We start from the raw sequence: 11,635 nt of genomic DNA, 5'->3' as shown, positions 1-11,635 counted from the left end.
CTCACGGAGTCAAATGTGTGCACCTCCGACGAACCCGGGCATGAGCATGCCCAGGAGGCGCCCCAAGCGGGCGCCGGCAGACGCAACTTCCTGCGGGCGACCGCGCTGATCGGGGCGGCCGCCGCGGTCGCGCTGCCGGCCGCGACCGCCCGGGCCGCACCGGCCGCCGCCCCCGCCGCCGGATGGCGGCCCGACCCCCGCAGCCGCCGCTTCACGCTCGCCGTGATGCCCGACACCCAGTACCTCTTCGACGGGCCGAGCATCGACAGGGCTCCCGTGGAGGCCTCCCTGCGCTATCTGCTGGAGCACGGGCGGGAGGAGAACATCGTCTTCCTCTCCCACCTGGGCGACCTCACACAGAACGGCGCCAGGGAGGAGTGCGCCGCGATCGGCGAGGCGTTCCGGCTGCTCGACCGGCGGGGCGTCGGCTACAGCGTCCTGGCGGGCAACCACGACGTGCGCTCGTCCACCGACGACCAGCGCGGTCCGACGCCGTATCTGGACGTGTTCGGCCCGGACCGCTTCCAGGGCGGGCCGGCCTTCGGGGGCGCGTCCCCGGACGGCTACAACTCCTTCCACCTGTTCCGGGCCGCCGGGCGCGAGTGGATGGTGCTGGCCCTCGACTGGCGGCTCTCGGCCAAGGGCTTCGACTGGGCCAGGAAGATCATGGCCGAGCACCCGAGGACCCCGGTCGTCCTCACCACGCACGAACTCGTCGACGAGGACGACTCGCTCTCCTCGTACGGGCAGAAGCTGTGGGACCAGCTGATCGAGGACCACGACCAGATCTTCCTCACCCTGAACGGCCACTACTGGCCGGCCGCTCGCGCGACACGGAAGAACGCGGCCGGGAACGAGGTCCACCTCCACCTCACGAACTACCAGAACCGGTACTTCGGCGGTGCGGCGATGATCCGCCTCTACCGCTTCGACCTCGACCGGAACGTCATCGACGTGGAGACGATCTCCCCGTGGATCCTGGGCCGGGCCGCGAAGGGACTGGGCGAGCTGGAGCGGCAGGAGATGGAACTCTCCGGCGACGCCGACCGGTTCTCGGTGGAGATCGACTTCGAGGACCGCTTCTCGGGCTTCGCGCCCGTGCCCGCGCGCCCGTCGCGGCCCGTGTCGAAGATGCTGGTCCCCGGAACGGTCGCGTACTGGCGATTCGACGGCCACGAAGGCGAGGGGGCCGGGGCAGCCGTGACGGGCACGGTCCGTGACGTGTCGGGGCGCGGCAACGACCTCTCCCTCGTCACCGTGGGAAGCGGCGGGCTGAGCTGGTCGTCCGACCACCACCCCGACCAGCCCGGGCACGGCAGCCTGGAGTTCCAGGGCCACAAGTCCCCGCTGAAGGGCGCGTACCTGCGGACGGTCGACGGGGCGCCCCTCAACTCGGCGACGTTCGAGGACGGTTACACCATCGAGGCGTTCTACCGCCTCCCCGCCGACTGGGACCCGGCCCACCACGCCTGGTCCGGTCTCGTCGGCCGCACCGGCACGGGCGGCGCCGCGGGCAAGACCGCCGACGACCCGGACGAGCCGCTCGCCACGCTCTCGCTGTCCAACGACCGCGAGCCGCAGTGGGCCGTACGCCCCCTCAACCAGGAGGGCATCGCCACCAACTGGGGTCATCAGACCCCGCTGGAGACCTGGTGGCACCTCGCGGTCGTCAACGACGGCGAGCACACCACCCTGTACGTCGAGGGCTGCCCGGTCGTCCGCAACCCGAAGGCCGCCACCGTCGGGCTGACCTCGGTGGGGCTGCCCTGGCTGCTGGGCGGCTACGAGTACGCCGGGCAGATCGACCAGATCCTGCACGGACGGCTCGGCGACGTCCGGATCGTCGAACGGGCGCTGCCCGTCACCTCGTTCATGAACCACTGAGAAACCGCGAAGGACCTGCCATGTCCGAGCAGCAACTGCCCGCCTGGGCAGACCCGTCCGTCTCCCCCGCCTCCCTGGACCCGCAGGGCGTCTCCAGACGCCGGCTCCTGAGCACCGCCGGCCTGTTCGGGGCCGCGTTCGCCGTCGGCTCCGCCGCCGTGCCCGCGGCGGCCTCGCAGCAGCGCTACGGCGGGAACGACCCCCGCCTGGCCTATCTCGTCGGCGACCACCACATCCACACCGTCTACAGCCACGACGCGAAGTACACGTTCTCCCAACTGGCCACCGCGGGCGCCGAGTACGGCCTCGACTGGATGGTCTTCAACGAGCACTCCAACTTCGGGCACGCCCACTACGGCGCGAAGATGGAGCACGAGGAGATCCTCAGGGCCCGCGCCGAGAACCCGCGCCAGCTGATCTTCCAGGGCCTGGAGTGGTACATCCCGGCCGCCGAGCACTGCACGGTGTTCGCGGCGCCCGGGCCGAACGAGGTCGACCTGCTCACGCGGTTCGAACTCGCCTACGACGGGAAGCTCCTCGGCTACGCCGAAGGCTCCCCGGGCAGTCCGGACACCGCCCGCAACGAGGCGCACGCGGTGAAGGCCATCCAGTGGCTGGCCGAGCAGCGCCGCACCGGTTACATCGACGACGTGCTCGTGATCGCCAACCATCCGCTGCGCCTGGGCATCGACTCCCCGCACGAGATGCGCAACTGGCGGGACGCCGCACCCGAGGTCATGATCGGTATGGAGGGCGCGCCGGGCGCACAGGGTGGCGCCATTCCCGGCTGGCGCGGGCCGGCCTCGATCCGCGGTGAGTACGAGAACAAGCCGTCCGCCCAGTCCTGGCCCGGCTACCCGGTGGAGGCGTACGTCACGTACGGCGGCTTCGACTGGGCGACCGCGACCGTTGGCGGTCTGTGGGACTCCATGCTCGCCGAGGGCAGGCTGTTCTCCATCACCACCAACTCCGACGTGCACCGCGTGGTCTTCGACACCTGGAAGAACGGCGACTGGCTGCCCGGACAGACCTTCGACAACACCGGCCGGCTGCCCGACCCGGTGAACACCGACACCCCGCAGCCGGGCGGCGACTTCTGGCCCGGCCAGTTCAGCCGCACCCATGTGGGCGTCACCCGCTACGGCTACCGCGCGGTGATGGCGGGCCTGCGCGCGGGCCGGGTGTGGCTCGACCACGGGCATCTGCTCGACGGCCTGGACGTACGGGTGAAGCGGGACTGCGACCAGGGCCGCGGAGTGACCCTGGGCGGTCGGCTGCGGGTCCGCAGGGGCGAGAAGCTCACGCTGTCCGTGACGGTGACGACCGCCTCGCGCCCCAACTCACAGGGAGTCCTGCCCGAGTTGGCCCATGTGGACGTGATCCGGGGCGCGGTGCGCGGTCCGGTGACCGACCGGGACGTGTGGCGGGCGCCCGACACCAAGGTCGTCCGCGCGCTGGACGTGAGCGGCAGGAAGGGCACGTACACCCTGCGCATCCCGCTGACGGCCGGCGACGAGTCCTTCTACGTACGCCTGCGCGGCAGCGACGGCGAGCGCAACGGCCCGGGCTACCTGGGCGCGGCGATCGACCCCCACGGCCCGATCCCGCACGAGCCGGGCGACGGGGACCCGTGGGCGGACACGTGGTTCTACTCGAACCCGGTGTTCGTCGACGTCGTGAGGTGAGGGCGCCCCTGAAAGGGGAGCGGGGCTGTGACATTGTGCGGCTCCGCCGCGGGGCGCGACCAGCCACAACGGACGCGCCCCCACAGCCCTCCACTCCTACAGCGCCCCGAAGGAACCATTCACGCGTAGAAGCGCGACAGGCTCTGCAACACCGCAGCCGGCTTGGCCCCACCCTCGATCTCGATGGTGCCGTCCACGGTGATCTGCACCCCACCCGGCACATCCTCGACAGAGGCGAGCTTCCCCACCAGCCGGATCTTCGACCCGGCCTTCACCGGCGACGGGAAACGCACCTTGTTCAGCCCGTAGTTGACCTTCGTCGAGACTCCCTCGACATCCAGCAGCTCGGTGAACAGCGGGATGAACAGCGACAGGGTCAGGTACCCGTGGGCGATGGGCGCCCCGAACGGGCCCTCGGCAGCCTTCTCCGGGTCGACGTGGATCCACTGGTGGTCACCCGTCGCATCGGCGAACGTGTTGATCCGCTCCTGGGTGACCTCGATCCACTCGCTGGCGCCGAGGTCGCTGCCGGCGAGCTTCCTGAGCTCGTCGATGCCGTTCACGGTGATGCTCATATGGCGTTCCTTACTTAGGAGTCGGTGCCGTAGCGCTTGCGCACCCGGGTCTTGAGGAGCTTTCCGGAGGCGGTGCGGGGCAGTTCGTCCGCCAGCACCACCGACTTCGGGATCTTGTACTTGGCAAGGCGCCCGGCCAGCGAGGCCAGCACCTCGTCGGGGTCCGGCGACGTGCCCTCGCGCGGGACGACGACCGCGCGCGGCACCTCGCCCCACTTCTCGTCGGGTACGCCGATGACCGCGCACTCGACGATGTCGGGGTGGGCGAGGAGCTGGTCCTCGATCTCCGCGGGGTAGATGTTCTCGCCCCCGGAGATGATCATGTCCTTGATGCGGTCGACGATGAAGGCGTAGCCGTCCTCGTCGATCCGGGCCGCGTCCCCGGTGCGGAACCATCCGTCCGTGAAGGAGGCGGCCGTCTCCTCGGGCAGTCCCCAGTAGCCGGGCATGACGTGCGGGCCGCGGACGACGACCTCGCCGGTCTCCCCGACGTCGACCGGCGACATGTCGGGCCGTACGACCTTCACATCGCTGAAGAAGTGCGGCACGCCCGCGGAGCCCGCCTTGCTGACCGCGTGTTCGGCGTCCAGGAAGAGCGTGCCGGGGGCCGCCTCCGTCATGCCGTACCCCTGGAGGAAGGTCAGCCCCCGCTCCTGGAACCTGGCGATGAGCGGAGTCGGGACCGGGGAGCCGCCGCACGTGAGGATGCGCAGCGAGGACAGGTCGGCGCCGGCCCAGCGCTCGTGCCGGGCCACCTGGTCGAACATGGTCGGCACCCCGAACATGAACGTGATCCCGTGCTGTTCGATCAGGTCGAAGGTGGCCGACGGGTCGAAGGCCTCGACCAGGACACAGGTGCCGCCCTTGAGCAGCACGGGCAGCGTGAGCATGTTCAGCCCTGCCGTGTGGAACAGCGGGGCGGAGACCAGGGCGCGCTCGTCGGCGATCAGATCGTGGTCGACCAGGACGTTGAACGCGTTCCAGATCAGGTTGCCGTGGGTGAGCATCGCACCCTTGGGGCGGCCCGTCGTGCCGGAGGTGTACATGATGATGCAGGTGTCGTCGGGTGTGACGGGCTGGTCGATCGGCTCGTCCTCGGCCCCGGCGAGCAGCGCCTCGTACTCGGCGCCGACCTCGACGTACGTCCGGACGTCCGTGTTGCCCGGCAGTCCGGCGACGAGCCCGGCGTGCGAGGGCCCGTACACGAGCGCCTTGGCTCCGGAGTCGGCGAGCTGGTAGGCGATCTCGGGACCGGCGAGGCGGGTGTTGAGCGGTACGAACACCGCGCCGAGCGTGCCGGACGCGAACAGCGTCTCCAGGTAGGAGGGGTGGTTGGGGCCCAGATAGGCGATCCGGTCACCGCGCCGGATCCCCGCGCCGCGCAGCGCGTGGGCGAGGCGGGTGGTGCGCTCGTACAGGTCGGCGTACGTGAGCGTGGTGTCGCCGTGGATCAGGGCGGTGCGGTGCGGGGTCTTGCGGGCCCGGCGGGCGGGCCAGGACCCCAGTCCCTCATTGCGCATCGGTCTGCCCCTGTCCGTCATTGCACATGGGAGAGCACATGGGTGCCCCTTACGGTGTGGTCAGCCCGAGCAGGCGGGCGGCGTTCTCCTTGAGGATCTTCGGCTTGACCTCGTCCTTGATCGTCAGCTTCTCGAAGTCCGCGAGCCAGCGGTCGGGGGTGAGGACGGGGTAGTCGGAGCCGAACAGCACCTTGTCCTTGAGCAGCGTGTTCGCGTACTGGACGAGCTGCGGCGGGAAGTACTTCGGCGACCAGCCGGAGAGGTCGATGTGGACGCCCGGCTTGTGGGTGGCCACGGCGAGCGCCTCGTCCTGCCAGGGGAAGGACGGGTGCGCCAGGATGATCTTCAGATGCGGGAAGTCGGCGGCGACGTCGTCCACGTGCAGGGGGTTCGAGTACTTGAGCCGGATCCCGCCCCCGCCGGGCACTCCGGCGCCGATCCCCGTCTGTCCCGTGTGGAAGAGGGCGATGGTGCCGGTCTCCTCGATGACCTCGTACAGGTCGTAGGCCACCGCGCGGTCGTTGGGGAAGAAGCCCTGGACGCTGGGGTGGAACTTGAAGCCCTTGACCCCGTACTCCTCGACCAGGCGCCGGGCCTGCTTGACCCCGGCCCTGCCGCGGAAGGGGTCGATGGAGGCGAAGGGGATCAGCACGTCCGCGTTGGCGGCCGCGGCCTCGGCGACCTCCTCGTTCGGGACGGGCTCGGTGCCGGTCGCGGACTCGGCGTCCACCGTGAAGATCACGGCGGCCATCTTCCGCTCCCGGTAGTAGGCGGCCGTCTCCTCCAGGGTGGGCTTGCGCTTGCCCTCGACCTTGAAGTACGCGGACGACGCGTCGTGCAGGTCGTCGGACAGGGACGACGTGCCCTTCCTGGAGGAGACCTCGGCGTGCGTGTGCACGTCGATGGCCACCAGTTCGTCGACGTTCATCGCGCCTGCCATCACGCCTCCGGGAACTTCGGGGCGGGGACACCCACGGTCTGCGGCTCGGCGCCCAGCGAGGTGGGCCAGACGTCGGCGAGCGCCTCCGGGGTCCAGCCGCCGTCCGCGTACGCCGCCTTGATCTCCTGCGGATGCGACCAGAGTGCCACCTTGTCGCCGCCGATGCCGATGGCCTGGCCGGTGACGCCACGGGCGGCCTCGGAGGCGAGGAAGGGGATCAGGCCGGCGCAGTCCTCGGGGGTGCCGAAGCCCTCGCCCTTGCGGAGGAAGTCGGGGAACGGCTTGCCCTCGCGCAGGGCCTCGACGTACGGCGCGAAGACCGGGATGGTCTCGGTCATGGCGGTGGCGGCGATCGGGACGATCGCGTTGACGGTGATGTTCGCGCGGCCCAGCTCCATCGCCCAGGTGCGGGCCATGGCGGCGATGCCCGCCTTCGCGGCCGAGTAGTTCGTCTGGCCGAAGTTGCCGCGCTGGCCGGCCGGGGAGCCCACCAGGATCAGGGTGCCGCCCTCGCCCTGCTCGCGCATGCGTACGGCGGCGGCGCGGGCGCAGGTGAAGGTGCCCTTGAGGTGCGTGGTGATCACCGCGTCGAAGTCGTCGTCGGACATCTTCCACAGCACCTTGTCACGCAGGATTCCCGCGTTGGTGACCAGGACGTCCAGCCGCCCGAACTCCTCCACCGCGCGGTTGACCAGCCGGTCCGCCGCCTCGGACGTACCGACCGGGACCACCTCGGCCACTGCCTTGCCGCCGGCCTCGGTGATGGTCTTCACGGCCTGCTCGGCCACGGCCTCGTCGATGTCGTTGACGACCACGGCGGCTCCGTGGGAGGCCAGGGCCTGCGCGTAGGCCAGGCCGAGGCCACGGCCGCTGCCGGTCACGACGGCGACCTTGCCGGTGAGATCGATGCTGGGCACGAGGGGGTCCCTTCGAACGAGGAGTGCTGCTGCCGACCGGGCCAAGGCCTCGGCCACTAGATCGAAGCTAAGGACAATCATTGTTGTCGTCAATAGTTGTTGCGGTGTCGACAGTGCGGCATGCTGGAGTCAGACGTACGAACCGCCCCACCGGGGCCCTGCCCAGGGAGCCAGCCATCGCAGGCCAGCAGCACGCCGCAGACCAAGCCGTGGGCCCTGCCCTCATCGACGCGCAGGAGCCGTGGATGCGCGCACTGCACGCGGACACGGGCTATCTGCTGTACCGGCTGGGCCTGCGGTCGGGGCAGTTGTTCAACGCGTTCCTCCAGGAGTCGGGGCTGCGGCTGCGCCACTACGCGCTGCTGCGGTTCCTGGCCACGTCCGAAGGCGCGCTCCAGCGTGAGCTGAGCTCTCGGCTGGGCTACGACCCGAGCGCGATCGTGGGACTGGTCGACGACCTGGAGAAGCTCGGGTTCGCCGAGCGGCGCCCGTCGCCCGACGACCGCCGCAGCCGTATCGTCGTCCTGACGGCCGACGGCCGGGCGTTCCTGCGCGACACCGACGAGGCCGGGCTGCGGGCCACGAACACGCTGCTCGAGGCCCTCGATCCGGCCGAGCGGGACACCCTCCACACGCTGTTGCAGAAAGTCGCCGAGACCGAGCTGAGCTGAGCCCGGCGCGCGCCACGGTCCGGGCACCGCGGTCCGGGCACCGCGGGCTGCGGGCCGCGAAGCGGCCGAGCAGAGCCCGGGCGAGGCGGCCGAGCAGAGTCCGAGCAACCGGTCGGGCAGAGCCCGAGCAGAGACAGAGCCGATGCCATGCCGATGACCGCCGACGCCGTCCCGTCCCCGACGCCCCCACCGTCGTCGTCACCGCGGTCCCCCTCTCTCCGGTACTCGTCGACGCCGTCGTCCTCGCCCAGGCCGTCACCCTCGCCGTCGACGTCTCCGTCCACGTCGCCCCCGTCCGCCCGGTCCGCGCCCGACCGGCTGCTCGCCGTGCTCGCCGCCTTCGACCACGACCACCCGGCGCTCTGTCTCACCGACATAAGCCGCCGGGCCGGACTCACGCTCACCACGACCCACCGGCTGGTGGGCGCGCTCACCCAGTGGGGCGCCCTGGAGCGGGACGAGGACGGCGTCTACCACGTGGGGCTGCGGCTCTGGGAGATCGCGGCCCTCGCCCCACGCGGGCTGGCGCTGCGGCAGATAGCGCTGCCGTATCTGGAGGACCTGTACGAGGCGACGCACGAGAACGTGCAGCTGGCGGTGCGGGACGGCAGCGAGGTCGTCTACATCGAGTGGCTCTCGGGCCGCTCGGCGGTCGGGGTCCACATCCGCGTGGGCGCCCGCTGGCCGCTGCACGCCACGGGCGTCGGCCTCGCCCTGCTCGCCCACAGCGACCCCGAGTTCCAGGAGCAGTACTGCGCGGGACCGCTGGCCGCCTTCACGCCGTACACGATCACCGACGGAGCCCGCCTCCGGCGCATGCTCGCCGAGGTCCGGCGCTCGGGCGTCGCCGTGAGCAGCCGCCAGGTCACGGACGACGCCCTGTCGGTGGCCGCCCCGGTCCGCGGCCAGGACGGCACGGTCGTCGCCGCCGCCTCGGTCGTCGTGCCTCAGCTGGGAGCCCAGGTCCCGGTGCTGGTGCCCGCGGTACGGCTGGCGGCGCGGGGTATCTCACGGGCTCTGGGGTGGCAGCCGGAGACGGCGGGCTAGGTGTGCTGTTCGGGGACCTGGGTGGGTGCTCCGCCACTGGGCGCGTTACGGGCATACGTGACGTGGTAGCGCAGATGCGTGACGTGCGGCGAGGCGAGGATTCTGGTCCGCTCCAGCTCGATGTGTTCCGTCCCCAGATGATCGAACAGCCGACGGCCTTCGCCCATCAGCACCGGCGCGATCTGCAGGTTGATCTCATCAAGGAGCTCGGCTCTGAGCGCCTGCTGAGCGATGTCCGCACCCATCAGCGTGACGTCCTTCCCGTCCGCCGCCGCTTCTGCCTGCCGAAGCGCACTTTGCACATCACAGGTGAGGAAGGTGAAGGACCCGTTCTTCATGACCAGTCGGTCTCGAGGGTCGTGGGTCAGCACGAAGCACGGCACCGGGAAGGGCGTGTCCTGCCACACCTCGACACCGACATCGAATGTTCTTCTGCCCAGTACGACGGCACCCGTTGAAGCCGAGACTTCCTGTGCCACTGCGGCGTCGACGTCACTGGTCGACGCGTTGAAGATCCATTCATGCAGCCGCAGACCACCCCGGCCCATGGGATGTTCGACGCTGATGTCCGGACCGGCCATGAAACCGTCAAGTGACATGGTGGCGTTGAGGACCACACTCATGGAACGAGCACCTCTCTCCGGGAATTTGCCTGGCCTACACCGAAGTCAGACCGTTCGGCGATGCCAAACTCATCTGCCTCCGCCAGTGCAGCGGCTCTATTCCGCGACCGCCTGGGCCGCGTACGTCACCGCCGCCCCCGCGTGGGTGGCCGTCCCCCGGCAGGTGAGCCAGCCGCGCCCGGCCTCCGCGGCGGGGGTGACCGTCCAGCGGACGGCGAGCCGGCCGCCCGCGGGGACCCGGTCCGCGATCAACGGGTCGAGCGCGCGTACCTGCCAGCGGTCCGGTGCCCGGAGGTCGAGCCGGGCGGCGGTCCAGGGCCGGGAGGAGCCGTTGGCGAGGGTGGCGGTCACCAGGAACCGCCCGTCCTCGCGGCTCACGTGGAGCGTGACGCCGAAGGGCCTGCGGTCGTACGTCTCGGCCCAGGACTCGCGCATCAGGCGGACCAGCGCGTCGGCCTCCTTGGGCCGCGCCGCCGCGAGGTCGTCCTGCTCCCCGGGGTCCCTGGCCAGGTCGTACAGCTCGACCTGCCAGCGGTCGTCGGGCACCCGTCTGTCCTGGCCGGGCGCGAAGCGCACCGCCTTCCAGTCGCCGCGGCGCACGGCCTCGGCGAGCTGCCGCGCCCGGCCGCCGTCGACGGCGTCGGCGCGCGGGGTGACCCCGCTGTGGTTGCGGTGGAAGTACAGGTGGTCGTGGCGAGGGGCGGGCGCGGTGTCCGCGCGGCCGCGCAGCAGCGGGGCGGCCGAGAGGCCGTCGATGTCCGACGGGACGGGCGCGCCCGCGAGTTCGGCCAGTGTCGGCAGCAGGTCGATGAGCGGGGTCGGCCGGTCGGTGGTGCCGGACGGGACGCGCCCTCGCGACCAGGCGATGAGCGGGACGCGGATGCCGCCCTCGTACAGGTTGCGCTTGTAGCCGCGCAGCGGGCCGTTGCCGTCGAAGAGGTCGGGGTCGGTACCTCCCTCCTCGTGCGGGCCGTTGTCGCTGGTGACCAGGACGAGGGTGCGTCCGGCGAGACCGTGGTCGGTGAGCCGGTCGACGACCCTGCCGACGAGGGTGTCCAGCGAGGACACCTGGGCGGCGTGCGCCTTGTCGGCGTGGGTCCAGGGCTCGTCCGCGTACGGGCCGAGGTCCGGGGCACGGCTGGGGGCGTGCGGGACGGTCGGGGCGAGGTAGAGCAGGAACGGCTCGTCCTTGTGCGCGTCGATGAAGTCGAGCGAGCGCTGCTGGATGAGGTCGGGCGCGTACACCTCGCGGGCACCGTCCCGGTTCTCGGGGATCTCCTGGCGGGTGCCGTTCTCCCACAGGTGGTCCGGGTAGTACTGGTGGGCGTGGCGGTGGGTCAGATAGCCGTAGAACTGCTCGAACCCCCGTGAGTTGGGGTGGCTCGGCTGGTCCGGCTCCTCGGGGCCGAAGCCCCACTTGCCCATGAGTCCGGTGCGGTAGCCGCGGGCCCGCAGCGCCTCCGCGAAGGTGAAGTCCCGCTCGGTGAGGGCGCTCCGCCCGCCGGCCCGCGGGTTCTCCCGTACGGTCGCGTGGCCGCTGTGCAGTCCGGTGAGCAGGGAGCAGCGCGAGGGGGCGCAGACGGGTGCGGCGGCGTAGGCGTCGGTGAACCGGAGCCCTTCGGCGGCCAGGGCGTCGAGACGGGGCGTGCGGATCAGCTTCTGCCCGTACGAGCCGAGCTCGCCCCAGCCGAGGTCGTCAGCGAGGACCACGACGAAGTTGAGCGCCTGCGCCTTGGGGCGGGCGGCGGGCACGATCGAGGCGGAGGGCCGGGG

At 71.1% G+C, this 11,635-nt stretch carries 10 protein-coding genes; 4 read left to right on the top strand and 6 right to left on the bottom strand.

Annotated elements, in window-relative coordinates:
• Window positions 1–15 precede the first annotated feature (15 nt).
• Together FNH04_RS30835 and FNH04_RS30830 are read left to right on the top strand one after the other, a co-directional pair.
• Window positions 16–1,884, top strand: a complete 1,869-nt coding sequence (locus FNH04_RS30835) for a LamG-like jellyroll fold domain-containing protein (protein WP_322724317.1) — start codon at window positions 16–18, stop codon at window positions 1,882–1,884.
• Between the two features lie 20 nt (window positions 1,885–1,904).
• Window positions 1,905–3,569, top strand: a complete 1,665-nt coding sequence (locus FNH04_RS30830) for a histidinol-phosphatase (protein ID WP_152789063.1) — start codon at window positions 1,905–1,907, stop codon at window positions 3,567–3,569.
• 119 nt (window positions 3,570–3,688) lie between these two features.
• Here the strand turns inward: FNH04_RS30830 and FNH04_RS30825 are convergent, their stop codons facing one another.
• Genes FNH04_RS30825 through FNH04_RS30810 form a run of 4 tightly spaced genes read right to left on the bottom strand, consistent with a single transcriptional unit; the run spans window position 3,689 to window position 7,521 of the window.
• The gene (locus FNH04_RS30825) at window positions 3,689–4,144 is read right to left on the bottom strand and encodes a MaoC family dehydratase (RefSeq protein ID WP_152789062.1); all 456 of its coding nucleotides are present in this window, start codon (window positions 4,142–4,144) and stop codon (window positions 3,689–3,691) included.
• 14 nt (window positions 4,145–4,158) lie between these two features.
• Entirely contained in the window at window positions 4,159–5,664 is a 1,506-nt protein-coding gene (locus tag FNH04_RS30820) for an acyl-CoA synthetase (protein ID WP_152789061.1), read from the bottom strand.
• A 49-nt stretch (window positions 5,665–5,713) separates the two neighbouring features.
• A complete protein-coding gene (locus FNH04_RS30815) occupies window positions 5,714–6,592 on the bottom strand; it encodes an amidohydrolase family protein (protein ID WP_152789065.1) in 879 nt (292 codons plus the stop codon).
• Window positions 6,593–6,603: 11 nt separating this feature from the next.
• Window positions 6,604–7,521: an SDR family NAD(P)-dependent oxidoreductase gene (locus FNH04_RS30810; protein WP_322724316.1), complete on the bottom strand. Its 918-nt coding sequence runs from the start codon at window positions 7,519–7,521 to the stop codon at window positions 6,604–6,606.
• Between the two features lie 245 nt (window positions 7,522–7,766).
• Between FNH04_RS30810 and FNH04_RS30805 the strand changes: the two genes are divergently transcribed.
• Both FNH04_RS30805 and FNH04_RS30800 read left to right on the top strand, forming a co-directional pair.
• Window positions 7,767–8,192, top strand: coding sequence for a MarR family winged helix-turn-helix transcriptional regulator (locus FNH04_RS30805; RefSeq protein WP_152789060.1), 426 nt, complete (start codon window positions 7,767–7,769; stop codon window positions 8,190–8,192).
• 147 nt (window positions 8,193–8,339) lie between these two features.
• Window positions 8,340–9,239 carry an IclR family transcriptional regulator gene (locus FNH04_RS30800; protein ID WP_152789059.1) on the top strand — a complete coding sequence of 300 codons (900 nt, stop codon included), beginning with the start codon at window positions 8,340–8,342 and terminating at the stop codon, window positions 9,237–9,239.
• Here FNH04_RS30800 and FNH04_RS30795 read toward each other — a convergent pair.
• Window positions 9,236–9,862: a dihydrofolate reductase family protein gene (locus tag FNH04_RS30795; protein WP_152789058.1), complete on the bottom strand. Its 627-nt coding sequence runs from the start codon at window positions 9,860–9,862 to the stop codon at window positions 9,236–9,238. The two genes, FNH04_RS30800 and FNH04_RS30795, sit on opposite strands and share 4 nt — an antisense overlap.
• A 96-nt stretch (window positions 9,863–9,958) precedes the next feature.
• Window positions 9,959–11,635, bottom strand: a 1,677-nt coding sequence (locus FNH04_RS30790; protein WP_152789057.1) for a sulfatase-like hydrolase/transferase, incomplete at its 5' end; no start/stop codon positions are given.

The sequence above is a fragment of the Streptomyces phyllanthi genome, from assembly GCF_009377205.1.
Classification (GTDB): Bacteria; Actinomycetota; Actinomycetes; order Streptomycetales; family Streptomycetaceae; genus Streptomyces; species Streptomyces phyllanthi.
The sequence above is the reverse complement of the archived record's forward strand: the minus strand, read 5'-3'. Positions and strand labels throughout refer to the sequence as shown.